Origin of the sequence: Streptomyces sp. NPDC059785, assembly GCF_042732375.1 — a bacterium.
In the GTDB taxonomy this organism is placed as follows: domain Bacteria; phylum Actinomycetota; class Actinomycetes; order Streptomycetales; family Streptomycetaceae; genus Streptomyces.
Map to the genome: position 1 here is coordinate 64,939 of NZ_JBHWHV010000015.1, position 23,917 is coordinate 88,855.

Annotated in this window: 23 protein-coding genes; 11 read left to right on the forward strand and 12 right to left on the reverse strand. The window is 65.6% G+C overall.

Translation table 11 applies throughout. The features are described 5' to 3' along the window. The first annotated feature begins 7 nt into the window (after positions 1-7). Positions 8-811 carry a nuclease-related domain-containing protein gene (locus ACFV6E_RS14350; RefSeq protein ID WP_385461693.1) on the forward strand — a complete coding sequence of 268 codons (804 nt, stop codon included), beginning with the start codon at positions 8-10 and terminating at the stop codon, positions 809-811. Positions 812-856: 45 nt separating this feature from the next. On the opposite strand, the gene ligD is transcribed toward ACFV6E_RS14350, so the two are convergent. Further along, positions 857-1,738: a non-homologous end-joining DNA ligase gene (ligD, locus tag ACFV6E_RS14355; protein WP_385165740.1), complete on the reverse strand. Its 882-nt coding sequence runs from the start codon at positions 1,736-1,738 to the stop codon at positions 857-859. Between the two features lie 102 nt (positions 1,739-1,840). On the opposite strand from ligD, the gene ACFV6E_RS14360 reads away from it, so the two are divergent. Continuing rightward, a complete protein-coding gene (locus ACFV6E_RS14360) occupies positions 1,841-2,893 on the forward strand; it encodes a Ku protein (protein ID WP_385461696.1) in 1,053 nt (350 codons plus the stop codon). A 91-nt stretch (positions 2,894-2,984) separates the two neighbouring features. Beyond that, a complete protein-coding gene (locus ACFV6E_RS14365; protein ID WP_385461699.1) occupies positions 2,985-3,536 on the forward strand; it encodes a VOC family protein in 552 nt (183 codons plus the stop codon). 35 nt (positions 3,537-3,571) lie between these two features. Here the strand turns inward: ACFV6E_RS14365 and ACFV6E_RS14370 are convergent, their stop codons facing one another. Genes ACFV6E_RS14370 through ACFV6E_RS14395 form a run of 6 tightly spaced genes read right to left on the reverse strand, consistent with a single transcriptional unit; the run spans position 3,572 to position 10,147 of the window. Continuing rightward, positions 3,572-3,952, reverse strand: a complete 381-nt coding sequence (locus tag ACFV6E_RS14370) for a VOC family protein (protein WP_385461702.1) — start codon at positions 3,950-3,952, stop codon at positions 3,572-3,574. A 34-nt stretch (positions 3,953-3,986) separates the two neighbouring features. Then, positions 3,987-5,402: a DUF6177 family protein gene (locus ACFV6E_RS14375; RefSeq protein ID WP_385461839.1), complete on the reverse strand. Its 1,416-nt coding sequence runs from the start codon at positions 5,400-5,402 to the stop codon at positions 3,987-3,989. Between the two features lie 10 nt (positions 5,403-5,412). Continuing rightward, complete coding sequence (locus tag ACFV6E_RS14380; RefSeq protein ID WP_385461705.1) at positions 5,413-6,291, reverse strand: pentapeptide repeat-containing protein; 879 nt, start codon at positions 6,289-6,291, stop codon at positions 5,413-5,415. A 15-nt stretch (positions 6,292-6,306) separates the two neighbouring features. Beyond that, complete coding sequence (locus tag ACFV6E_RS14385; protein WP_385461708.1) at positions 6,307-7,323, reverse strand: hypothetical protein; 1,017 nt, start codon at positions 7,321-7,323, stop codon at positions 6,307-6,309. Continuing rightward, positions 7,320-9,701: a hypothetical protein gene (locus tag ACFV6E_RS14390; protein ID WP_385461711.1), complete on the reverse strand. Its 2,382-nt coding sequence runs from the start codon at positions 9,699-9,701 to the stop codon at positions 7,320-7,322. Before ACFV6E_RS14390 ends, ACFV6E_RS14385 begins: the two co-directional genes overlap by 4 nt. Next, positions 9,698-10,147 (reverse strand): DUF6507 family protein, encoded by a 450-nt coding sequence (locus ACFV6E_RS14395; protein WP_385461714.1) that lies wholly within the window; start codon positions 10,145-10,147, stop codon positions 9,698-9,700. Before ACFV6E_RS14395 ends, ACFV6E_RS14390 begins: the two co-directional genes overlap by 4 nt. A gap of 482 nt (positions 10,148-10,629) precedes the next feature. Between ACFV6E_RS14395 and ACFV6E_RS14400 the strand changes: the two genes are divergently transcribed. Continuing rightward, on the forward strand, positions 10,630-10,986 hold the full coding sequence (locus ACFV6E_RS14400) for a hypothetical protein (protein ID WP_385461717.1): 357 nt from the start codon (positions 10,630-10,632) through the stop codon (positions 10,984-10,986). A 148-nt stretch (positions 10,987-11,134) separates the two neighbouring features. On the opposite strand, the gene ACFV6E_RS14405 is transcribed toward ACFV6E_RS14400, so the two are convergent. The 4 genes from ACFV6E_RS14405 to ACFV6E_RS14420 form a co-directional block, all read right to left on the reverse strand. After that, positions 11,135-11,833 carry a hypothetical protein gene (locus ACFV6E_RS14405; protein ID WP_385461720.1) on the reverse strand — a complete coding sequence of 233 codons (699 nt, stop codon included), beginning with the start codon at positions 11,831-11,833 and terminating at the stop codon, positions 11,135-11,137. A 47-nt stretch (positions 11,834-11,880) separates the two neighbouring features. Beyond that, on the reverse strand, positions 11,881-12,069 hold the full coding sequence (locus ACFV6E_RS14410; RefSeq protein ID WP_385461723.1) for a hypothetical protein: 189 nt from the start codon (positions 12,067-12,069) through the stop codon (positions 11,881-11,883). A gap of 106 nt (positions 12,070-12,175) precedes the next feature. Next, positions 12,176-12,397 carry a DUF397 domain-containing protein gene (locus tag ACFV6E_RS14415; protein WP_385461726.1) on the reverse strand — a complete coding sequence of 74 codons (222 nt, stop codon included), beginning with the start codon at positions 12,395-12,397 and terminating at the stop codon, positions 12,176-12,178. Further along, the gene (locus ACFV6E_RS14420; protein ID WP_385461729.1) at positions 12,394-13,266 is read right to left on the reverse strand and encodes a helix-turn-helix domain-containing protein; all 873 of its coding nucleotides are present in this window, start codon (positions 13,264-13,266) and stop codon (positions 12,394-12,396) included. The genes ACFV6E_RS14415 and ACFV6E_RS14420 overlap by 4 nt, the downstream gene beginning before the upstream one ends. Positions 13,267-13,454: 188 nt before the next feature. Between ACFV6E_RS14420 and ACFV6E_RS14425 the strand changes: the two genes are divergently transcribed. From ACFV6E_RS14425 to ACFV6E_RS14455, 7 genes are all read left to right on the forward strand, one after another. Continuing rightward, positions 13,455-14,087, forward strand: coding sequence for an ATP-binding protein (locus ACFV6E_RS14425; protein ID WP_385461732.1), 633 nt, complete (start codon positions 13,455-13,457; stop codon positions 14,085-14,087). A gap of 76 nt (positions 14,088-14,163) precedes the next feature. Beyond that, on the forward strand, positions 14,164-14,457 hold the full coding sequence (locus ACFV6E_RS14430; protein ID WP_385461735.1) for a hypothetical protein: 294 nt from the start codon (positions 14,164-14,166) through the stop codon (positions 14,455-14,457). After that, positions 14,454-14,756 carry a hypothetical protein gene (locus ACFV6E_RS14435; protein ID WP_385461738.1) on the forward strand — a complete coding sequence of 101 codons (303 nt, stop codon included), beginning with the start codon at positions 14,454-14,456 and terminating at the stop codon, positions 14,754-14,756. Before ACFV6E_RS14430 ends, ACFV6E_RS14435 begins: the two co-directional genes overlap by 4 nt. Positions 14,757-15,393: 637 nt before the next feature. Continuing rightward, positions 15,394-16,416, forward strand: coding sequence for a hypothetical protein (locus ACFV6E_RS14440; RefSeq protein ID WP_385461741.1), 1,023 nt, complete (start codon positions 15,394-15,396; stop codon positions 16,414-16,416). Positions 16,417-16,590: 174 nt separating this feature from the next. Beyond that, complete coding sequence (locus ACFV6E_RS14445; protein WP_385461744.1) at positions 16,591-18,051, forward strand: class I SAM-dependent DNA methyltransferase; 1,461 nt, start codon at positions 16,591-16,593, stop codon at positions 18,049-18,051. Further along, positions 18,048-19,004, forward strand: coding sequence for a BsuBI/PstI family type II restriction endonuclease (locus ACFV6E_RS14450; RefSeq protein WP_385461747.1), 957 nt, complete (start codon positions 18,048-18,050; stop codon positions 19,002-19,004). Before ACFV6E_RS14445 ends, ACFV6E_RS14450 begins: the two co-directional genes overlap by 4 nt. A 494-nt stretch (positions 19,005-19,498) precedes the next feature. Then, the gene (locus tag ACFV6E_RS14455; RefSeq protein WP_385461750.1) at positions 19,499-20,524 is read left to right on the forward strand and encodes an IS630 family transposase; all 1,026 of its coding nucleotides are present in this window, start codon (positions 19,499-19,501) and stop codon (positions 20,522-20,524) included. 607 nt (positions 20,525-21,131) lie between these two features. Here ACFV6E_RS14455 and ACFV6E_RS14460 read toward each other — a convergent pair. Further along, a complete protein-coding gene (locus tag ACFV6E_RS14460) occupies positions 21,132-23,771 on the reverse strand; it encodes an NB-ARC domain-containing protein (protein WP_385461753.1) in 2,640 nt (879 codons plus the stop codon). Positions 23,772-23,917: the final 146 nt, after the last annotated feature.

Here is a 23,917-nt window from a genome sequence, read left to right on the forward strand (position 1 = left end):
ATGGGGCATGAGCGGACTGCGCGTCATACCGGCCTGGCGGCAGGGCCAGGAGCGGCTGTACGTCTGTCGCACGGACGGGAGGAACGTCGCCTGGTACGACCGTGAGACAGCCCGGGTCAATCTCCTCAGCGAGGATCAGCGGGCGGACGTGCTGAACGTGCTCCAGCCGTTCCTGACCGGACCCGTGACGGTGGGCCCGCCCCCCGTCCCGACCCCGGCGGAGCTGGCCCGCCTCACCCTCCACCCGGACGACGACCTGGCACCGAACCGCCCCGGCGAGGCGCTGCTCGTCGACCTCGACCGCGATCCGGGCCCGCCGCGCCGGCTGCGCCCCGACCCGCGGCGGCGCGCGCTGGCCACCGAGCAGGCGATCGGGGAGGCGCTCGACGGCCTCGAAGGCGCCGGCTGGCACACCCTGCACTCGGTCCCGCTCCCCGGCGGCGACCGCCTGCACCACCTGGTGATCGGCCCCGGCGGCCTCTTCTCGGTGCTCCCCCTGTACGCCCGTAAGCAGCGGGTCCTGGTCGCCGACCCGATGGTCACGGTCGGCCGCCGGGAGCCGTACCCGCTGCTGCGCCGGCTGCGCGCCGACGCCGACCGCGCCGCGTACGCGCTGACGGCGGAGGTGCACCCGGTGCTTGCGCTGGCGGGCCCCGCGGAGGTGCTGGTCACGGCACCCTTACGCAGGGTCCGGGTGTTCGAGGACAGCAACCTGTCGTCGCTGACCCGCCTGGGCGGCGTCCTGAAACCGGCGGACGTGGAGGCCCTGCACGCGATGGCGCGGGACCGGCACACGTGGCTACGGGTGTGAGGGCAGGCGCCGCTGTGCGTCCCGGAGCTGGTGTCCGTCCCGGCGTCACGGCAGCGGACGGGCGCGGGCGGGGTCGAGGAGCGGGGCCAGCAGGTCCCCGTGGCGTTCGACGCGGGCGGCGACATCGCCCGCGGAGAAGATCAACTCCTCAGGGCCCGTACAGCCCGCCACCTCGTCCCAGGTGACGGGGGTGGAGACGGTGGGAAGGGGCCGGGCCCGGACGGTGTAGGGGCTGGCGGTCGTCTTCCGGGCGGCGTTCTGGCTGAAGTCGACGAACACCCGGCCGGGCCGCAGGCTCCGGGTCATCCGGTGGGTGACGAGCCCGGACATCGCCCGCTCGGCCTCGACCGCGAGGTCCTTCGCGTACGCGCTGACGTCGTCGGAGGGCGTCGGCTCCAGCGCCGCCAGCAGATGCAGCCCCTTGGACCCGGAGGTCTTGGCGTAAGCCTCGATCCCGTCGGCGGCGAGCCGCTCGCGCAGCCACAGCGCGACCTCGCAGCACTCGACGACGGACGCGGGCGCACCGGGATCGAGATCGAGAACCATCCGGTCGGCCATCCCCGGCTTCTCGACCACCCACTGGTGCGTATGGAACTCGGCGACGAGGTTCGCGGCCCACATCAGGCTGGGCAGATCCTGTACGAGGACCATCCGGGAGGGCCCGGCCAGCCGGGGGACCTCGGCCGTCGTGACCCAGTCGGGCGTACCCGGCGGCACGTTCTTGGCGAAGAAGACCTGCCCGTCGGGCCCGTCCGGATACCGCAGGAAGGACACCGGCCGGTCGCGGAGATGCGCGAGGACGGGCGCCGCGTTGACCGCGTAGTAGTGCAGCAGCTCGCCCTTGGTGAAGCCGGTCGCCGGATACAGGACCTTCTCCAGATTGCTGAGCGAGAGCCGTCGCCCCTCCACTTCGGTGATCGGCGTCATAGAATGACAATCTCACGCAATCGGTAGATAACGGGTGATTGTCATTGTCATGTAAGGGATGCGGCCCGTGAGCCCGAAGCCCGAGAGGTCCACGAGGGAATGATGAGATCCATCTGGAATGGCGCTGTGTCCTTCGGTTTGGTCAGCATCCCGGTGAAGCTGATGAACGCCACGGAGAACCACTCGATCTCGTTCCGCCAGATCCATATGGAGGACGGCGGCCGCATCCGCTACCGCAAGTTCTGCGACCTGGAGGACGCGGAGGTCACGACGGACGAGATCGGCAAGGGGTACGAGGACGCGGACGGCACGGTCATCGAGGTCACGGACGAGGATCTGGCCCAGCTCCCGCTGCCGACGACGAAGACCATCGAGATCGTGGCCTTCGTACCGGCCGACCGGATCGACCCCATCCAGATGACCACCCCGTACTACCTCTCGGCGAACGGCGCCCCCGCCACCAAGCCGTACACGGTGCTGCGCGAGGCGCTGAAGGACAGCGACAAGGTGGCCGTGGCCCGCTTCGCCCTGCGTGGCCGCGAACGCCTGGGCATGCTGCGCGTCGTCGACGACGTCATCGCCATGCACGCCCTCCTCTGGCCGGACGAGATCCGCCCCGCGGACAACGTGGCCCCCGACACGAACGTCACCGTCCGTGACAAGGAACTCGACCTGGCCGACGCCCTGATGAACACCCTCGGCGAAGTCGACCTGGACGACCTCCACGACGACTACCGCGAGGCCCTGTCCCAGCTCATCGAGGCGAAGATCGCGGGCGAGAACCTCCCGGAACCGGGCGGGGACACCGGGACCGGCGGCAAGGTCATCGACCTGATGGCGGCACTGGAACGAAGCGTGGAGGCGGCGAGGGAGTCGAAGGGCGGGGGCGGGAAGGGGGCGGAGGTGACGGAGCTGCGGGGGAGGGAACGAAAGCGGGCACCGGCGAAGAAGACGACTCCCGCGAAGAAGACGGCTGCCGCGAAGACAGCTTCCGGCAAGAAGACGACGGATGCCAAGAAGGCGACGGGGTCTGGGTCGGGGAACAAGAAGACAGCGGCGAAGAAGCAGACGACGGAAAAGTCGGGGACGCGGAAGTCAGTAACGCAGAAGCCGGGAACGAAGAAGGCGGCGGCGAAGAAGAAGACGTCGGCGTGACGAAGAGACCAGCGCGACTAGGACGCCAATTGACCTATTGCGCACCTACCTTCGGCGTCGACGACACCACACCACCGCCGAAGGAGCCCCGATGCCGCAGACGTTCGACAAGCCGACGACGACCGCGACGCCCGTCCCCGCGCCGCCGGGTTACACCACCGTCGCACCGTGGGTGGTCACGGACGACACGGGTGCGTTCCTCGACTTCGTGAGCGAGGCGTTCGAGGGCGAGGAACTCGCGCGGATCAGGACCGAGGACGGCATGATCGGCCACGGTGAGATCCGGGTGGGCGACACGGTCGTGCTGGCCTTCGACCGCCGCACCGACTGGCCGGTCATGCCCAGCTTGCTGCGAGTGTTCGTCACGAACGCGGACGACGCCTTCGCTCGGGCCGTAGCGGCCGGCGGCCAAGTGGTGACCCCTTTGGCGAACGACGCGTTCGGCGGGCGTGGCGGCCGCGTCAAAGACCCCTTCGGAAACATCTGGTGGGTGACCGGCCGCGTGGAGGACGTCGCGGAGGACGAGATGTGGAAGCGCCTGAAGGACCCGGTGTACGCGGAGACGATGCGTGTAGCGCAGGAAACCCTGGACGCGGAACTGAGCGGCCGCAGCCGGGGCCGCAGCAGCGCACCGCGCCGCTGAAGCGAGGCGTGGGCGGGACGCGACGGGGATAGATGTCAGGGCCAGACGTTGGCCTGGGCCCGGAAGACCTCGGGGTCGCTCTCCACGGGCAGCACGCACAAGAGGTGACCGCCCGGCGCGCGCAGCACATGGCACTCCAGCCACTGCGAGACGGGCTCGGCGCCGAGCCCGACCAGGCGGGCGACTTCCGCCTCGATGTCGTCGGTCTCGATGTCGAGGTGCATACGCGGCGCGTCGTCGACCGCCTGCACGGCGGTGATCAGCCCCGGCAGGGCCTCGTGCAGCGTGGTGAACTGCGGCGCGGGCGCGAACGGCGAGGCCGTGACGCCGAGCGCCGCGGCCCAGAACCCCACGGCCCCGTCGGCGTCGTCCCGTGGCGTGTCGATGATCAGCGCGTACGTCCGACTCCTGTGCATGGGCGGCAAGTCAAGTCGGCTTGCGGCTCGGCCGTCAACGCTCGCGACAGGCTTTCAGCTGTCGGGTGAGCTGCTGGAACACGGACCAGGCCCGGGGATCGGTCCCGTCGCTCAGTGGGAAGTGCAGGGCGACCTGCGCTGAGTCGCCGAGCCTGACGGGCGGGATCGGAGGACGAACATCAGAGGTGAGGTCGGTCAGGCCGACACGCTCGACCTCCTGGCGGCCGAGCGTGAACGAGACAGGAACCGGTGACGCCTCAAGACGCGCGGGGACGGTCAGATCCCGACGCCCGGCGCGCACTGCTGTGAGCATGCTGACAAGAGGGTGCGAGGCGTCAAGCTCGGCTGCCAGTCCCTCCACGGCGCTCAGGGGAGGCGTTTCGCCGCTGCCGTACCCGAACGCCAGGGTGACGTCCTCCTCGACACCTGCCGGGGTACGGAGTACGCGGACGGTGGCGAGGGCGGGCCGACCGGGCCGCCCGACGACGACCAGCAGAGTCGGACGAGGCGCACGCGCCCGGGCGAACTCGGTCAATGTGCGGGTGGACCACGGCAGATTGACCGGCTCGGCGGTACTCCACCCCGCCGGCGGACCCCCGGTCAGATGCCGGAACACGCTCTCCACGGCAGACCCCAGCACGAGCCCTTCGACGGCGGGATGCCGGACACGCAGACTGAGAACGAGCTGCCGCTCACCGGCGTCGACCGGGTCCGAAGCCCTGAACCCCTCGGCGACTCGCGTGGCGCCGCGCTCATCACGTACGGGCGCGAAGGTGCCGTTCTCCCACTGGAGCAAGGCACCGGACAGACCGTCGTAGTAGCCGTGCTCGGCGTCCCTCACGACCCACCGATTGGGCAGCCCGCGCAGCGCCGTCCGGGTGGGCAGGGTGAGCCGAGTGGCGGGCGGCGTGACGATCTGCAGCGCGCGGCCCGCCTCGGCGGCGGTGCGCATGGCGTCGCCGAGCCAGCTGCTCATGGGAACCAGCGGCCGGTCCTGCATGACGACGGCCGTAGTGTCGGTCAGTACGTCCACGGCGGGACCGCCGTCGGGAGCCGGGTTGGCCGAGACGTCGGTGTTAAGGGGGACGACGTCGGTAGTGGCAGCCTCCGCCGGCCAGACCTCGCCGCCCGACACCGTGGCCAGCCGCCCGGCGAAGGAACCGGCGAGCCGCCCGGCCTCGGCCACGGCGGTTGACGCCCGCGCCTCGGTCCACCACACCGCCCCTTCCCCGACCTCGCCCTCCAACAGACGCGCGGCCTCCCCCGGCACCTGAACAAGAACGGGCGCCTCCACGGAAACGAGCGCCCGCTCGTCAGGAGCACAGAGCTGCACGACAGCCCCATCGGCCACACTGCTCACGCCGACGTCGGGGCCACCGGCGTAGAAACCCGCGAGAAGCGCGCGCAGATCAGGCATCTCCGGCGTGAGGGCGATGACGTCTTTGGTCATGAGGGTCTCTTCATCGGTTCGGCTGGTGAGTTGCGATGAAGGAGACCGCTTCCGCCTCACTGATCTCCTCGTGATCGACCTCGTTGTGCCCCAGTTCGTACAGCCGCAGGTACTCGGTGGGCTCCCAGCGCAGGTTCCGGGTGAAAGCCTCGTCGTGCGTCACGCCATTTATCGTGCGACGCCTGACGACGCCCTGGGGATCGCTCCGCGAATAGCCCTCGCCGAACTTTGCGTAGTAAGCGATGGTGGTGGACCGCGGTGCGAGAACACGCACGTTCGCGCCACGGTCGTTGAGCCATCGTTCGAGCTGCATTCCGCTGAACTCGCATCGCGAGCCTGCCTGGTCGATGACCACAGGGCCGAAAAGCGTGCCGGACAGCCCCTGCACGACGGTGTGTTCGTCGAGCGCTGCCTTCAGAAAAGTCTCGTGCACCGACGCGTTGGTGAGGTCGGCGCCCAGCAGCTTGACATCGATCAGGGAAGCGCCATCGAGTTTCGCTCCACGGAGGCGCGCCGCCCGTGCATCAACCGCCCAGAGTTCTGCACTGCCCAGGTCTACGTGGTCCAAAGTGGCACCGCGCAATGACGCCTCATCGAGCTCGGCCTTGACCAGCGAGGCACCGGAGAGGTCGGCCTCGTCGAGTACAGCGCCCTGCATATGGGCGCGATAGAGGTCGGCGCCGATGAGCCTCGCGCCTCGAAGAACGGTTTGCGTCAGGAGAGCCATGGCGAGGTCGGCTCCGGACAAGTCGGCCCCGGACAGATCGAGCCCCGAGACGTCCAGGAGCGAGTCCGTCTGCCCGACCCACTCCCGCAGAACGGCAGCGGCTCCCGCGTCAGGAGGCATCACCCGGACCCTCCGGCTCACGTCACGGATTTTGAACGTCACACTCCGGACCTGTCTTCAGTACCGGGCTGAGCGTTCCTCAAGGACGTCCAAAGAATCAACCTCCTGAGGAACGCCCTCAACAATCTGTCCCATCTCCGGTTGCAGTGGGTTCTGCGCCACCCAACTCAGTGCGGCAAGCGCGCTTAGGCCTCGGCCATGGGCATCTCGCAGGCGCAGCAGCCACGCAGCACCCACATCAAAGGCTTCCTCTCCGGCGGCGGTGCGGGGTTCGTAACCCGCGGCCTCCTCGCCGACCGAAGCCCAGACGTAGCCCATCGTTTGTTCGCCACGCCGTACCGTGAAGTAGCGCACCGGGTGATCAGTGATTTCCTCGTACTCGTTCTCGGAAGCCGGAATCTTGGACCGGAGCCGTTCGGATCGGTCCGCGACCTCGAAGGTCCCCCAGGAATCGTCGTAGGCGGGCCCCTCGGCCCTGGGATCCTCGAAACCGGTCGCAGTGGGAGTCGCGTAGCGGTTCGGGTCACCCGGCGTCTGATCGGTACCGAGCACTTTCGCGATACCGGCCAGAGCGGCCGCGAGACGGGGCGCGTTCTCGGTGTACACCCCGAGTTGCTCCCGGTCGCGGGTGTCCATCGTCAACCATGCGTCGGAGTACGTTTCCAGCGTTACCGTGAGCAGGCTGCCCTTCCAGATGTCCACCTGGATGACGAACAGCTTCTCTGCCCGGTGCTTGACCCCTGATTCCAGCCAGTATCCGGGACAATCGATTCGTACTTCTACGACGAAGTCGCCGTCGAGGGAATCGGCCTCGGCCAGCGCCTGCCCCAGGGCCGTAGCAGAGGACAGCGGTTCCGGTTCCAGTCGCAGACCGTCGGCCCGGACCCGCACGTCGCGAACGTCACCCGCAGCCCGCACCGAAAGGCTTACCCTCCCGACGGGATCCGCCAGTTGATGCACGGCGAGGACGTCCCAGACCGCCAGTGCGTATTTGGCTGCGTGAACAGGCCGGAGCGCGCGGCCACCCATTGTGACTTCCCAGGTCCAGTCACCGATGGGCGCAGAGGTGATCACAGCATGTCCTTGGGGTCGAGCTTGCTACCTGGCGGCACTACGAGGTTCCCGTCCTCGAGGCGAATGACGAAGGTGATGCCTTCGCCCTTCGGCCCGCGCGCACCGCCGTGAATGTCCATAAGAGCATCGTAGGAGCCGTTGGCCATCCAATCGGCGAGCGTCCCCCGGCCTCCGTCCACAAGCATCACGTGATGGTCGGCTTCGGACTTCGCCAACTGAAGCAAGTACTTGCCTCTCGTAATCTCGCTCACAGGATCCTGGGGGTCGTTCAGACGTTTCATCTGGTAGGCGTAGACGTCGCCGGACTCGTCCGCGATGCGGATGTCCATGTCGGCGCCGGGCGGGTACTTCTGCTCGAAATCTATGGTGTGCCCGGGAACTCCGCTCTTGACCAGATCGTCCGCGAACATCAACTGGTCGGCCCCCGGCCGGAACATCTGCGTTCTCTTCGCGGACAGGGACGACACGACCTGCCCGTAACCGTCGCTCTGATTGAACCGCCCAGAGCCGATAATCTCAGCGATGCGCTGACCGTCGGATTCCGTGGCGAGCCTTGCCAAGACCCTGTCGAGGACGTTGGGAGTCGGACGTTGCTTGCCCGGGACGCCCTTGATGGCTTCACGGATCCGCTGCTCCGTCTCTCCGCCGCGCACCATGGGCAGGCCCTCGCCACCGGGTGAGGATCCATGCGGAGCAGGCGGGTCACCGTCCGCGTGGCCATGGTTGCCGTCGGATCCCTGTCCGTGAACAGCGTCGTGCCTCGCGCCGTCATCGGCTTGGATCTCTCCGCCGTCAGCGCCCTGGTGCTCGGCGGCGTGGACTTCTCCGGAACCACCGGATCCGCGAGGGTGCCCATTCCCGCCGGGTGTGGTCGACTCACTGCCGCTCCGGCCGGACCCGTGCGAGTACGCAGATTCCGTGCCACCGGGGATGTCACGGTTGGTTCCGGAAGGGGTGTCACCCGATCCCGCGGTCTCGTGGCCCGACCGAGGCGTGGCGCCGTCATCGACGTGGGCCCGCACTTCAGGCGCATGCGAACTCGCACCAACCCCAGTCGGCTCCCGCTGCCGCGCCTGTGACAAGTCCTCGGCCAGTGAGCGTTCCCGGATCGGCGTACCGGCAACGACCTCCCCGTCCCTGACCACGACGAACCGGCCGTCCTCCACGACCAGCACGGAGCGCCCGGCCCCGTCGGAGAACTCCAAAACGCTGTGCGGGGCGCTCAGTTCGGGCAGACGCCCCACGCCCCGCAGGCTCTCCGTGATCTGGGCGATCTTCGGTATGCCATGGCTCGTCACCCTGACCGAGGCGGCGATCGGGTCGATGGCGTCGCCGACGTTCGCGATCGCGGTGGCGACCTTGGCGCCGGTGCCGGCCCGCCCCGCGGCCGCGATCCTGAGCGGACCGGCGCCGAGGGTGAGCCCGTTGAAGACGACCGTGGCCGCGGCGCGAGCCGGATTCTCCTGCCACATGTCCCAGGCGACGAAGGACTTGGCGAACTCCTTCGCGTAGACCTTGCTGCCCTGCACGTAGTCGGAGGAGAAGACAGCGGCCGGTTCGTCGGTGTCGGCCTCCACGGAGTACGCCACGGCGCCGACCACCACCCGGGCCAGCCCCTCCCAGGACTGCTTGGACTGAGCCCAGCCCTTGACGCCCGCCAGGGTGGCCAGGCCGTCGACGGTGCCCACGACGTTGTCGATGATCAGCCCGTCCCACAGGAAGCTCTTGGCGTAGTAGCCGTAGTCGTCCGGGTCCCACCAGTCGTGGGACTGGCTGACCGGCGTGCCCCAGGGCAGCTCCTCCGCCTGGTCCAGCACATCGGCGCTGTACCCGTAGAACTCCGCGTCCAGCGGCCTGAGCTGCTTCGCCCCGGTGTTCATCACGTACTGCGTGCCACCGACCAGCGCCGTGATCCTGTTGTGGCAGGCGATCTCCGCGGCGGTGAACGCCTCCTTCGCGACATTCACCTCATGCATCAGCGCCTGGTGCTGCTGGACCTTGTCGGCGTCGTCGGTCCAGTCCTCGTCGAACGCCCCGCCACTGGTCCTCAGCCCGGCGACGAAGACGGTCGCCCGCTCCTTCAGGTGCTCCAGCTTCGCGGCGATCGGCGCGACCTCGGCCGCGTACGTCCGCAGCGCCTCGGCCACCACCGCGACCTTGTCCGCGAAGCCGTCGGCGGCATCCCGGGCCGGCGCGGTGGAGGCGAAGAGGTCCTCGGCCTCCGGCGCCCGGTAGAAGGCCGACAGCCCCTGAAACCGCCGGTGCGCCGCGCCGCCGGCCTGGCGGATGCCGTCCGCCTGGAGCCCCAGAGCGTCGACGTGCTGCTCCAACTGCCCCAGATCACCGGTGAACAGCGGTATGGACTCCGGCTCGATCACAACCGGCCCGCCCGCCAGCCGTCCGGCATGTCCGGCCGCACGACACCGGCCGCCCGCCGCTGCACCTCGGCCGCCATCTCCAGGTCACCGTCCCGGTACGCCACGGTGGCCTCCACCGCCCCGTTCACGGACTTCCCGACGCGCTCGCCGACGAACCGCAACTCCTCCGCCGTGCCCTCGACGAACTCCGCGAGCGCGGCGGCCACCAACCCGCCATGCCCCTTGTGCTCCCCGCTCGCCCCACCCGGCGCAAGCGTCCCGGCCACGGTGGCCGCACCCTGCACGTCGTCCGAGTACGCCTGGACGATCTCGCCCAGGACCGTCATCACGTCCCCCACGTTCGAGACCACAGCCCCGACCCCGGACGGAGAGACATCCCAGCCCTTCACGCGCCGCCCCCGTTCCTCTCCCCGCACTGCTCCTGCCGCGCGCCACGACGACCACACCGTGCTAGGCGGACCTCACAGCCTGTCAGACACTGTCTCGCATCGCACATCCCTGACACAACGCAATAGCAACTGAAGTGGCGCGATCCGGACGACCACTCCGGGTCGGCACCGACGGAGGGTCCAAGTACGGGCGGCCTACCCGCCCTTGTCCGCAGTGGAGCGGTGTTCCTCCAGATAGGTACACTCCTCCGCCAAGGCGCCGCGACGCGAAATGCCCCCGACGGCAACCCGATCGGCGCCCTTACAGCGTGCGGGCCAGCCCGTACGCGCATTTCCATTCGCTCACATATCAACGGGGAATTCCAGACATGTCGATGCAGCCTCCTCCTGCCCAGAATCAACCGCCGTACGGTCAGCCGCAGGCCCCGTACGGTCAGCCGCAGGCCCCATATGGACAGCCCCAGGCCCCGTACGGACACCCGCAGCCACCGCAGCCGCAGCCCCCGCGCGGACCCCAGCGACCCCAGCAGCCCGGGTTGATGCAGCGCCTCATAGGAGTGGTCGTCGTCATAGCCGTGTTCGGCGCCGTCGGTTACTGGGTCTGGGACTACAACACCAGCCCCACCGGCGGAAAAGCGAAGGCGGAGGCTTCGCAGTCGGCCCAGGCGAAGGAGGATGCGACGCACGATCCGGAGATCGGCGACTGCGTGACGGTCGAGGACCCCGAGGGCGAGCCGGTACCGACGGTCATCGACTGCGACGACCCGAAGGCCGAGTACAAGATGGGCGAGCGGCTGATAGGCGCGGGCAAGGAATGCGGGTCGGCGTACGACTACGGCATCCAGGTCCAGCAGAGCCGGGGCATCGACTACACGATGTGCTTCACGAAGGTCTGACCGGAGGCCTGAGCGAGGCCCGACCGGGCTCGACGGTAGTGACAGTGACGAAGCAGCAGTGAGATGAGGTAGCGAGAAGCCCGTGCCTCCGCACACGGCGACAGCGACAACGACGGCGGTTGCGGTGGCACGGGCGCAGGCGCAGGCGTTACTGCGCGGCCGGACGATTCGCTTCGGTCATCGGGTCGGTGATCGCCGCGACGCCCGGAAACCGCAAGGGCGCGTACGTGGCGACGACCCGGCCGTCATCGGCGGACGAGACCACGAACGGATGCCCGACGTAGGTCAGCCGGACGTGCGCGCTGCCCGGCTCGATCACGCCCTGGTCGTGCCGATTCCCGCCGTGATCGATCCACGCCAATCGCAGCGGCGTACGGCTTTCGTTGATGAAACGCAGCGCGGTGCGAGGACCGTCGACGGAGCGGAGCGCGGCCAGGTCCGCGTCGGTGGGGGCGGGGGTGGGCCGCACGACCGGCATCGAACTCGGCACGCGTGTCACCAGGTACAGCACGGCGACGGCGAAGGCCACCTGCGTGAGTTCGGCGACCGCGAGCATCCCGATATCGACGCCGTTCGGCCGGTCGTCGCCCCGCAGAGCCAGTGCGGACACCACGGAAACGAGGGCCACGGCCACGCAGGTGACCAGGGGCGCGGTCCGCACTGCGGAAGACCACTTACGGGCACGAGCCCGCGCACCTTCCTTCGCTGACTCCCAGTACGCGGTGATGTGTTCGTCGGTCTTGGGAATGATCAGCGCGACCACGAACCCGGCGAAGGTGATCAGTCCCCAGACGGTAGAGAGAACGTTCCCCATGAGCCCCCCGTCGCTACGGCGCGACGACCGCATGCACGCACACCATGCACCCGCACCGTGCACGCACACCATGCCCGCGCCTACCGCTTCAGCGCGCGATACCGCTTCATGAGCGCAGTGACCCGCGCCTGGTCCGCCTGGCCGTTCAGCTCGGCCAGCAGGTCGTCAGGGCACATCTCGTAGAGGTCGCCCCACCAGCGGCGCCCCCGGTTGTCCCAGATCCGATACCCACCCGGCACACCCCTGGCGACGTAACGCCTCCTGCTCACCATCCCCCCGGTCACCGGTCACAGGCGGGCCCGTTCCCCCGCCTCATCAGCGCCCGACCGTACACAGCGTCCGATGGCCGCGCGAGGCAATTGATGACAGGGCTGCTCAATTCCTCGCCGTTGCCCGCAAGTGCCCGACGAAGGCGGTCCACGCACGGGGCGAGAAGGCGAGCGCGGGGCCGGCGGGACGCTTGCTGTCGCGGACGGGTATGAGGGCGGGGAGGTGGTCGTCGGCGATTTCGACGCAGTTGCCCTGGCCACCGCTATAACTGCTGGCGCGCCATGCAGCGTCCGCGAGTACGAGTCGTATGTGATGGTCCTGGCTCATGCCTGGTACTCCTTGGCGATACGGCGGATCAGCGTAAGCGACTCGGTGGGCGGCAGCGCTGTAGTACGGGCGTCATCGAAGAGGGTGCGGTAATACGCGACTGCTGGCTCGCGCTCCATCCAGACGTTGCCGGTTGGGATCTCCGTCAATACAAGGTCGAGTGAAGTCACCTGCGGAAAACTCAGCAGTAGGTACGGGCCGAACATACCCGAGTGCGCACCTCGCGAGAACGGCAGCACCTGGACGGTGATGTTGGAGAGCTCAGCCATTGCGGCGAGGTGTTCCAGTTGTGCACGCATCACGGCGGGTCCACCCACGTGCTGGCGGAGCGCCCCCTCTGCCAGCACCGCCCACAGGGACATGGGGTTCTCGTCAGTGAGTCGTCGCTGCCGGGCAAGTCGTACTTGGACGAACTGATCGATCTCCTCAGGCGTTTCCCAGGCCCGCGAAGCGACTGTCACGGCACGGCCGTACTCCGCGGTCTGGAGGAGTCCGGGAATCAGCTGCACCTCGTACGTGCGGACACTGTCGCAGATGGCCTCCAGTTCGATCTGATCGCGGTAGGAATCACCCAGAACGGCGCCGTACTGGTGCCACCATCCCTCGCGACGACGTCTGTTGGCGCGTTGCGCCAGGGCGCTGAGACGGTCGCGAGTCTCAGGCTCTTCGACGCGGTAAGCGTGCAGCAGCGCGTTCAAGTCCGGGACACGGACCGGAACGTGCCCGTTCTCCATCCGGCTGATCTTCCCTTTGGTGCAGTCGAGTACCGCGGCAGCTTCCGCCATGGACACACCCGCGGCGTCACGGAGCTTGCGCAGTTCGTCGCCGAGTTGGCGTCCGAGCAGGGTGGATGGTTTGACAGTCGGCATGTGCGACTCCTACCAGAGGTCAGGCGCGGGAGAAGCGAGGGCGCACGAACGAGTGAAACAGTGCCAGCAAGCTCCATGCAACATTGCGCCAGTACATATCCTGCGGACAGTGCTCGCGGGACTCGGATCCAACAACTGGCCCCGCAGCGCGAGGTCTTGTCACCGGCTGCCGACTCTTAGGGAGCGTCATGGCAGAGAGCACGCGCTCGAACGAAGTCACGTTCCGCCTGTCCCGTTCCCGCCGCAGCGTGCCCAGATCCAGGGCACTGGCGCACGCCGTACTCAGCGCATGGGGCGTAAGCCAAGACGTACAGGACGCCGCGGAGCTGGTGCTCTCCGAACTGCTGACCAACGCGCTGCGCGTACCCGTACCGAGCGACCGACAGGTGGGCGTCCGGATCGCGCGATCACCGACGGACGGGCTGCTACGGCTGGAGGTCAGCGACGCCGGCGCGGGCAGGCCCGAGGTTCGAGCGCCAGGAGCGGAGGAGACAGGCGGACGCGGGCTGCTGCTCGTGGAGGCGTTGGCCCACCGTTGGGGCGTCGAGGAGCGCGAGGCCGGAATCGGAAAGACGGTATGGGCGGAGCTGAAGGCCCCGGACATCGTCGCCGAGCCCGCCGGTGAGGAGATCGCGGCGGCAGTGGTGCGCCCTGGCCAGCACGTGAGGATGTGGGGCGGGTGGCACGTGGTCGTGAGCGTACGCAGCGAACAGCGCGACGACGCAGGTGACCCGCATGTGGTGCTGGGACTGACCGAGGGCCCGGCACTGCGCGTACGGACGACCGAACCGCTGGTGGTGCGGTGCGGGGACGACGTATGAGCCTGGACGACCACCTCCTCTTCGACCTGGGAGCGCGACTATGGTCGTGAGCGCATACCTGCCCCGAGGAGAACTGATGAGCGCGCAGCACGCCGAGACACCGCACGGGTCACTGCCGAACCTCAGGACGGTGGCCGACATCCGTGCCGCGCTGCGGGACGGGCGGGGCTTCCCGGGCGACTCAGAGAGCTTCGAGGCCGACCTAGCTCGCGCCCTGGACAGTTCCACGGCCACCGATCTCCACCTGGTCGCCGACGTCATCAAGACGTATGCCGGCAGCATCCGCGCTTACAGCGACCCTGAGTTCGAGGATGCGGTGCATGAAGGGCTGGACGTCATCGCAGAGATCAAGAAGGGCCACCAGGAGTGAGCCGAGCCATCGCCGTGATCACGGGTTCGGCGGCGAAACGACTACAGACGCTCGGTGTGACCGCCCAGCGAGCCGTAGAAGAACTGCGGCGAGAGCTGGAGGACAACCCGAAGCTCGGCATACGCCGAGGCCCGGTACAGGGCAGAAGCGACACGGTCGTGTACCGAACCCGACTGGAACCCCGCACTGAGATGCCGGGCCTGACCGTGGTCTACGTGTACGCACCACAGCCACACCCACCAGCGGTCGCCATCATCACCGTCGCACCCGACGACAACGAAGACGACCCGGAAGCCTGACGGGTCCATCCTCACAGCGAGGCTGCTCCTTACGTGCCGGGCTGAAGGCCACCTTGCCTGTGACGGTGCGAATGCGTCCGAACCTCCCGCGGGCCTACCGCTTCAGCGCCCGATACCGCTTCACAAGAGCAGCGATCCGCGCGTGATCACCTGGTCATTAGGCTCGGCCAGGAGATCGCCAGGGCGACTCGAGTGAAGGTCCCCCCACCATTGGTGCCCCCGGTTGTGCCTGGCCTGGTAATCACCCGGCACGCCTCTCGTGACATGACCTCTCCTGCTCACTGTCCTCAACCGTCCGATATAGCGAGCCCGTACCCGGCCTCGCCGGCGCGTGACCATAAACAGCGCGTGACTGCCCCGCGAGGCGGTAAGAGGCAGCAACAGCTACAAACCCCGCACCCAGCGTTCTCACTGGCGACGGAGCCTGACGACACCTTTTTCGGGGCACCCCCGGCAGGACTAGTACCTGCGCACACGGCTCCGGAGAGCGGTTCGGCTGTCTGCGTTCACCCTGGTCACGGCAGTTCCAGGCCCCGAAGTTGCCTTCCTGTCCACAGATAGTCCACAACCCCTGATGCCTCAGTGCATGCTCCCTGTTAGGTTGATCGCCAGTTCGGGTCAACATGGAGGGGGGCCCGTGGAGTTCCACGGTTCAGAGGTGCCATTTGCGCGCGCAGTCGAGAAGAAGTTGCTGGGGGTCGAGGTTGTAAATGTTGAGCAGCTGCTTGCGCTGAACGAGCGCCAGCTTCGGTCGTTGCCCGGGATCGGGCCGAGCACCGTATCGCACATCGTCTCGGTACTGGAGGAGGCGGGACTATCTCTGGCTACCGACCCATATGCGGCGTATGAATGCGCCCGCCATTCAGAGGTTGCCCGAGACGTCGAACTACGGGCCTACTTCTTGTGTAACTCGTGTAGAGATGCTTACGTCCATCGCGCCTTCGGCGATCGGGGACCGGAGTGGGTTTCAAGGGAGCAGATCGACGGATACTGCGGCCACTGTAATGCATTTCGAGAAGTGCGCCTCTCGCAGTGGTTTCTTTGCGGTACCTGTGATCGTGTCGTGCGGTCGATTGGGCGGGGCATTGCATCCGTCAAATTTGTCGAATCGCAGTGGGCGGATAACTTCCGGGAGGCGCCGGAGTTGTCACTTCGGGAAATTGATCCGGTCGAGTTGCGCCCTCGGGGGCAGCGGTCAGACGCGGATCGGGTGGCGACAGCCGATTTTGTGGCCAATTACGTGTCAGGTGAAGTCGCGCTGGGGATCGAACTGAAAAGCGGCCGCAGTGCACTTGCTGGAGGCGGCATAGGGAGTCCCATGTCCCAGTTCCAACTCGACACAACCGACTGCGATGACATAACGGCAGCCGCGGTAGCGTTGAACGCCCCAATTTTCTTGGTCCACGCCCAGGTCATCGGTCGAGCGCATGCACCGACAGAACGGTATGTAGGAGTGGGGTTGTGGTTCGCCCGACCTTGGGACATGCTTCAGCACTGCGAATCCGTACGAAGACGTCCGCGCGAAACGAGAGACGCTGCTTACTTCAGGACCGCTATTTTCCGACCCTTCACACAGTTTCCTGCTTATGTGAAGAATGAATTTCCTTCTGATTTGGAATCCATACAACGCGATGGTTTTCCTGTCCTATACCGGCGCTGACTTGAGTGACGCACGGCCTCAGTGTCCTGGCTCGCTGGTTGGTGAACTACCCCCGCAGCTCAGAAGCTGTCGCAGGTCATCAGCCGTCCGAGCGAGCTCGGGTTCGTCCAGTGACGCCGCATAGATTTCCCCCAACGACCTCATCGGGGGGTGCCCCGTGAGAGAATCACCGCCGTGAAACTGATCGAGAACACCGAGGCGCGACGGGTGGAGGCGCTCAGTGTCCTTGCCCCTGAGACTCAGGCCGCACTGGGGCAGTTCTTCACCCCTGCACCAGCCGCCGCCCTGATCGCCTCAATGCCTCGCCTGGACGCGCTGAGTAACACTGTGCGTGTTCTGGACCCCGGCGCCGGGGTCGGCTCGCTGACCGCCGCACTGGTGGCCCGACTGCACGAAGAGCGTCCCGGCGTGGACGTTCACGTGGTTGCTGTGGAGACCGACCCACAGGTCGTGCCCTACCTGCGGATCACGCTCAAGGAATGCAGGGACACCTACGGCACCACTTTCGACCTCGTGCAGGGCGACTACCTTACCGACGATGACGCACTCATCGATGGGCCGTTCGACCTTGTCGTCGCCAACCCGCCCTATGGAAAGCTCGCCGCAGGCAGCCTGCACCGTACGCGCATTGCGCAGCACCTGGTCGATACCAGCAACATCTACACAGCCTTCTGGGCCAGGGCGACAGCCGCCCTCGCCCCCGGCGGCCAGATCGCGATCATCGTGCCCCGCTCGTGGGCCAACGGCACCTACCACCGCGCCTTTCGTCAGTGGGTACTCGACCGCACCAGCCTCGACCTTCTACATGTCTTCGAGAGCCGCAACACCGTGTTCGCCGACACCGGCGTCCTCCAGGAAAACGTCATCGTGGTTGGCACACGGGGCGACCAGCAGCCACATGTCGTCCTGTCGGCGTCGATTGCGCACGATGATGCCCCGCTCCGCCGCACCGTCCCGTTCGACGCCGTAGTCCTGCCCGGGGACCGCGAGCGGTTTGTCCGCTTCGATGATTCCGCCGTCGTGCCGCCGGCCGTCTCATTCACCTTGGCCGACCTGGGCCTGGGCGTCAGCACGGGCAAGGTCGTCGACTTTCGCAATCGCGAGCACTTGACCGAAGACCTCGGCGCCGACGGTGTCGTGCCGATGGTCTACCAGGCCAACGTTCGCGGCGGAGAGATCGAGTGGCCACAGCGCCGCGCGAAGAAGCCGCAGGGCTTCTCCCCCAGCACCGAGGCTGCCCGCAAACTGCTCCTGCCCGAAGGGCACTACGTCGTCATCAAGCGCTTCTCCGCAAAGGAGGAGAAGCGGCGCGTGGCCGCGGGCGTTTGGAAGCACGAGGGCCCGGTTGCCCTGGACAACAAGACCAACTACCTGCACCAGAAGAAGGGGCCTCTCGACCCTCAGCTCGCGCACGGGCTGATGCTCTGGCTGAACTCCTCGACGCTCGACGCGATCTTCCGCACTTTCTCCGGGCACACCCAGGTGAACGCTGGAGACGTCAAGACGCTCCCCTTCCCCTCCCGTGACGACCTGGTGCGCTTGGCACAGAACGCGCCGGAATGGCTCCCGGAACAGACGAAGCTCGATGCCCTCGTGGCTGACTTGTTCCCAGCTGTCGTAGGCTCCTCAGGGTGATCAGTACTTCACGAGCAACCGTCGACAATGCCAGTGCCCTCCTGCAAGCTTTCGGCTTTGACAAGGTCCGCTGCAATAGCAGGTCCGCCCTTACAGCCCTCGCCCTACTCGGCCTGGATCCCGGCGAGCCGTGGGAGACGGCTACCAACCCGCGTCTCGGCGTCACGGAAGTTATGGGCGTCATAGCGGAAAGGTGGGGCAAGGAGTACGCCCCGAACTCGCGCGAGACCTTCCGCAAGCAAACGCTTCACCAGTTTGTCGATGCGGGGTTCGCTGAGCACAACTCCGATGCTCCCGAAGGGCGCGCGGTTAACTCCTCCAAGAATAATTACCGGATCGCTCCAGCTGCTCTGTCCGTAGTGCGCCTCTTCGGCACCGGGGGATTCCAAGACGCCCTAGACGATTGGCTAGCCGGAGCTCCTACTCAGCAGGCCGCTTACAAGGCCACCCGCGAGATGCAGATGCTCCCGGTCATGCTGCCCGATGGCTCTGTATTCCGCCTCTCTCCCGGTGGCCAGAACCCCCTGATCCGGGACATGGTCGAGGAGTTTTGCCCCCGTTTCGCCCCCGGCGGACAGGTGCTATACCTGGGGGACGCTAGAGATCACCGCTACGACATCCGCCAAGACGACGACTTCGCACGTCTCGGGCTGACCTTTGACGAGCACGGCAAGAACCCGGACCTTGTTGTCTACGACGAGCAGCGCGGTTGGCTCTTCCTGATGGAGGCCGTCACTTCTCACGGACCGATCGACTTCGGACGGCGTGAGCACCTGAAGAACCTCTACGTGACGGACAAGGCAGGGCTGGTGTTCGTGAACTGCTTTCCGGACCGCGCCACGATGCGCAAGTGGCTGGTCGACCTTGCATGGGAGACCGAAGCCTGGGTGGCTGACGCGCCTGACCACCTCATCCACCTGAACGGCTCACGGTTCCTCGGCCCCTATGAGTGAGCCTTTTCAGCTCGCGCTCTGATCGGGTAATGCCCAGGTCGCGGTGCACCCCGAGGACGACTTGGTGGCCAGTGGTGCACAGAGCTCCTCCTTTATCGGAGTCTTGGCGGTCGGCGGACGTAACTGCCGACCCGTTCCTCAGCCGGTTCGAGGCAGGCCTATCGAGATTCGAACTGGTGAGGACCTACCCCAACACGCTTTCCAACTGTGTTGGTGTCTTGTGGGGCCACGTACGGGGCCGTTCACCCGCGTTCATGGACGGCCGGTTGCTCGAGCGGCTACGGGCTTCGGTCTGCTCTGAACGGCCGTGAACGGCGCTGCACGAGACGGAAACTGAGACGGAGGGCGGCACCAGCTCGCTAAGCGTGTATCCAGAAGTCTTGCGCTTGTTGGAGGGCAAGGCCGTGCGGGGCGGCAGATGTTGACATGGCCCTCGCCGGGTGTTCGATCGAAGCGCCGGCATCGTCCGCCCACCCGGCGAGGTTGTTGTCAGTGTGCGCCCGCCCGCCGTGTTCGCCGATGCGTCTGACGCCGAGCGTGAGCGATTACGGGACTTGCTGCGCGGCCGGGGCCGGAGGGTGGTGCGGGCGGTGATGGTCCTGCTGTCTTTGCACGGTCTGTCACCTGCGCAGATTGCCGTGCTGGTGGAGTACGACCCGGCCACGGTGCGCCGCTGGATCAGCCGCTTCAACGCCTGCGGGGCAGCGGGCCTGGCCGACCGGCCCCGCAGCGGACGGCCGAAGCTGGGCGGCCGGCGGCTGCCCACGCGGATCGCCGCGCTGTTGGCGCGGCCGGGCCCCTGGACTGTCCGGCGGCTGCATCGTTACCTGCACCGGCCGGCGATGAGCCGGCGCACGCTGTACCGGCGGATGCGACAGGTGGCCGTCTGGCGGCGGCCCAAGCTCGTCGCCCGCGGCGATCCGCGGCGCCCGGCTGTGATCGCCGCCATCACCCGCCGGTTGCGGCTGCTGCCGGCCGGAACGGTGGTGTGGGCGGCCGACGAGACTCATGTGCACCTGCTGCCGCGCCTGCGGTCCACCTGGACCACGTTCGCCCACCGTCCGCCCATCGCCACCCCGAGCAAGAACCGGCAGCTGGGCGCGCTGGAGGTGACCACCGGCGCCTTCCTCTACCGGCTCGGCCGCCGCCGTGCGGCCGACGTCCTGGCACTGCTCCAGCAGCTGGTGGCGGCCTTCCCGGCCGCCCCGGCCGTGGTGGTGCTGTGTGACAACGACTCCATCCACCACGCCCGCTCGGTCCGCGACTTCGTCGCCGCCCGCCCCGGACTGCACCTGTGGTACGGAGCCCGCTACAGCCCGCACGACAACCCCATCGAGCGGATCTGGGGCGCACTGAAGACGTTCATCGCGAACGCCGCCACCACCTGGCCGGGCCGCCGACGACAGATCCACGCCTTCTTCCGCACCCGCTCACCCGGCCAGCTCCTGACCACCGCAGCCCCCTGGACCAGCCCCTGGTTCCCAAGCAGTTACCGACAGAACTTCTGGAATGGCGGTTAGCATCTTCACTGTTGAAGGAGGAGCCATGGCACTGACCCGCAAGGGCTCACGACAGATCGTCGTCGACGGCCAGCCTACTGCTGGCGCTTGCGCGGTCGGCCAACGCACTTTCAGGGTCTGGCCTGGTTGCCGTGCACGTACGCGGTCGACCCCTGCGGACACCCGGGGCATGACGCTCGTGGTCACCACCGACCAGCCGCATCCGAGCAACTGGATCGGTCGCGAGGTTGAGCCTGTACTACCGTCCAGTGTTGCCGCGGCCGTTCAGCTTGCCCTGCACATGGGGTGGACTCCGACGGCTTCTGGCTCCGCGTTCCACCTCGACCAGTCCGTCGGCTTCACGCCCTCCTCCTGAGCGGTGTAGAGGGTGAGCACCGCTTTAGGAGTTTGGTCCGACGTCCTCGGCAGACGGTTGCCGTGATGTCTAGGCTGATGCCTTAAGCCGCCCGGAGTTGCTGGCGTCCGGTGCTGTTGATGTCAGCCGTGGATGTCGGGTGCCCGGCCTATGGGCTGGCGATCTCAGTGTGGCGTCACACCAGCAAACGCCGCGCGTTCCCGTAGCTGCCGTCATCTTCGGCGGACACCTGGGACTGCGCCTCGAATGGGCCTAAACCTCTCCTTGATCGTTCAGAGTGCGACTCAGCTTGACGAGGTGAGGGTTCGACGGATCGCGATCCAGTCCCTTCCTCACGATTTCGCTCGCTCGCGTCGCATCCTTCGCATAGATGAAGAGCCATGCTAGGAACCCGAGTTCCGAGGGGGTAGCCTCGTCAATTCGGTCCTCCATCAAGCTGATGAGGTTCGTAATGGCGAGATGGCGGGCGTCAGGGTCCATCTGAATCAGTTGATTGCTTTGCGCATGAGCAAAACAGCTAGCCGCATTAGCGATCTCCGAATACTCAACCCCGGGAATCTCAGCCAAGAGAGTGCGCGCATTCAACTCGCCGGAAACATCCGACAATCGCCGATTAATCGCGATCAACTTTCGAAGAGCTCTAACGCTTTCGCTGTCCTTCTCCAGAAATCGTTCAATTGATGTTCTGGCGCTTACCCAGTCTTCTTCTTTCGAGCTCTCCATATAGAACTCTGCAATCCGCAACCAAGCACCAGGATACTGGTCAGCAACGTACTGCAGTGCCCGCATCTGAGTCTCATAGTTTTCACCGCGCAAGCGGAGCGCATCGATGACCCTAATCATTCGCTCGACACGAGGGGCCATGCCACGGGCAACATCGATGATTTGCATTGGGCCGAATTGTTGAACGAGGGCTGTATCAGCGAGAACTGCAGCTCTAAAAGGGCTGAGCTTAAGCTTGCTCTGACCAAAGACGCTGGCCGTGACAGGCGTGCGGAGAAACTCGTCCCCTTGTTGGTCCGTGACAACTTCAATCATCGAGTAACGTTCAAGCTGGCTCAGCGCATCGCTTACATCGATTGTGTCATTCTGCGGCCTGAGTAGAGCTGCTTCTAGGGCCATACGTGGGACAAGCGACCGCCAGTTACTGAGGGTCAGAAAGACGCGCTGCGCAGCCGGCGTCAAAAGCCCGTAAGATCGTTCAAATAGAGCCCTGAGTGAATCCTCCTTATTTAGGAAAAGATGCTTAACGGGTACGGCCTTACCTTCTCGCTGGGCATCACCTAGGAGTATTTTGGCAAAGTATGGATGCCCATCTGTCTCGTCGTAAAGCGACTCAATGTAGGCGTGATTTAGTAGGCCTTCTATTCCCAATTTTCGGGCGGTGTTCACCACGAGGTCTTCAAATTCTTCGCGTTTGAGTCCGCGGATCTCCACCGGAAAGTCCGCTTTAAAATCTCGCATGCGCGTGGTTATGAGAACCTTGTTGGGGCTCCGCACATAGGAATCGATGAATTGGTAAAGCTCGATCGGGTGCGTAGCTGTCTCGAAGTTGTCGAATACTAGCAAGAGACGTCGATTCGGATCGCGATCAGAGAGACTACTGGCGAGATACTCGGTTGCTTTAAATCCCTTCTCCTTGGACGCGCTGGGATGCATCAATGCGGCGAACTGCTTTGCAATATCTTCCTTGGAGAGAACCGCAGGGCGAACCGGCTTGGGCCCCGTAGATAGCAGGTCAATATCGCGAGAACTGAACCAAAGAATGGCGAAGTAGTCGCCGGAATCGGCCAACTTATGAAGAACCTCGAGTGCGAGCGAAGTTTTGCCGATCCCGCCTCGTCCGACTAGAGTAACAATTGGGTAGCGGTCAGCCTCTTTGAGGAGAGCGATTACCTCATTTTCTATGTCAGGTCGCCTGATGTAATCCGGCAGACCTGGGGGAATATTGGCAAATGAGTTGCCGTCGACATCGAGATTCGGCTTCCCCTCGGTCTCGCTTGGGGGGAGCGACTCAGGTGGCGTTTGGTAGGCTTCTGCGCTTTGCCGATGCCGAGTGTCGGAAATATAGGAGAGCAATTCATAGCTTGCAGTGGGAACCTGGGCAGATTTCGACTTGTACCCGCCGTTGGCAACAAATACATCTTGGACGTCCACGTCGCTTGAAATCAGTGGAACTGCCAGTAGGCGATCAGCTATTCCAATGTAGACGCCATCCTGGTAGGCGTGATCCCTTTCGCTTTTAAGGTATGAATATCTCTCAACGTTTCCGGCAATCACGGAGACTCGATATTTGCCAGAAATATTCCGATGGAGATAGAGCCACGGTGTAGAAAATATTGAGCAGCCAATCAGAAGTGCTGTTATCGACTTTTCTAGTGACGGTGCAGCGGCAGAGCACTTAACTCCAGTGATTGCGCCATGCCCTCGCGTCCTATTGCGCAGTGCGGCAAACGCGGTGGCCCACCATTGAATGCTGGATTTCCGTGGGGCTTCCTCCAGGATGCCATCGATGGATTTCACTGCAGCGCTTAGTGCGTCAATTGCGGTACGTTGCCATGAATCTGATCCCTGGGAGAAGTTTTCTGTGAACTCGCGTACGAATGGGCGGGTATCAGCGGCAATAAAAGCGCTAGCAGGTCCAACGAGAACCTCACTGAAGGCGCGACTCCACTCGCCAATTCCGTCTGCGCGAGATAGCTGGTATTCAATTTTATAGCGCTGTCGATCGCGATCGCTCTCAACGCATGCCAATGTAGCCACGGTCATCAGCTTTACCGCGAGTTCGCCTAGTAGCATGAGATCATGGAAGTAAGCGATATCTGAATCGAGCTTGCTTTGCTCAACGCGTTGCCACATGCGATCGAGGATCTTGGAGTCGAACGTGGTCATGTGTCCCCCCAACGTGAAGAAACCGGGTCAAAGTATTGAGAACCCGTCAAAATGACCCATCGTGTCAGCAGGTTTGTGACCTGAACTGGGTCGTTCGCGCCGTCGAGAAGAATAGCGCCTCTTGTGGCCTAAATGGGGTGACTAAA

Coding starts and splice junctions, on each gene's coding strand:
- ACFV6E_RS14375 (WP_385461839.1), bottom strand. CDS start 5,402: ATGACCAAAGACGTCATCGCCCTCACGCCGGAGATGCCTGATCTGCGC.
- ACFV6E_RS14400 (WP_385461717.1), top strand. CDS start 10,630: ATGCAGCGCCTCATAGGAGTGGTCGTCGTCATAGCCGTGTTCGGCGCC.
- ACFV6E_RS14460 (WP_385461753.1), bottom strand. CDS start 23,771: ATGACCACGTTCGACTCCAAGATCCTCGATCGCATGTGGCAACGCGTT.
- ACFV6E_RS14405 (WP_385461720.1), bottom strand. CDS start 11,833: ATGCGGTCGTCGCGCCGTAGCGACGGGGGGCTCATGGGGAACGTTCTC.
- ACFV6E_RS14425 (WP_385461732.1), top strand. CDS start 13,455: ATGGCAGAGAGCACGCGCTCGAACGAAGTCACGTTCCGCCTGTCCCGT.
- ACFV6E_RS14420 (WP_385461729.1), bottom strand. CDS start 13,266: ATGCCGACTGTCAAACCATCCACCCTGCTCGGACGCCAACTCGGCGAC.
- ACFV6E_RS14430 (WP_385461735.1), top strand. CDS start 14,164: ATGAGCGCGCAGCACGCCGAGACACCGCACGGGTCACTGCCGAACCTC.
- ACFV6E_RS14360 (WP_385461696.1), top strand. CDS start 1,841: ATGAGATCCATCTGGAATGGCGCTGTGTCCTTCGGTTTGGTCAGCATC.
- ACFV6E_RS14370 (WP_385461702.1), bottom strand. CDS start 3,952: ATGCACAGGAGTCGGACGTACGCGCTGATCATCGACACGCCACGGGAC.
- ACFV6E_RS14365 (WP_385461699.1), top strand. CDS start 2,985: ATGCCGCAGACGTTCGACAAGCCGACGACGACCGCGACGCCCGTCCCC.
- ligD (WP_385165740.1), bottom strand. CDS start 1,738: ATGACGCCGATCACCGAAGTGGAGGGGCGACGGCTCTCGCTCAGCAAT.
- ACFV6E_RS14415 (WP_385461726.1), bottom strand. CDS start 12,397: ATGAGCCAGGACCATCACATACGACTCGTACTCGCGGACGCTGCATGG.
- ACFV6E_RS14350 (WP_385461693.1), top strand. CDS start 8: ATGAGCGGACTGCGCGTCATACCGGCCTGGCGGCAGGGCCAGGAGCGG.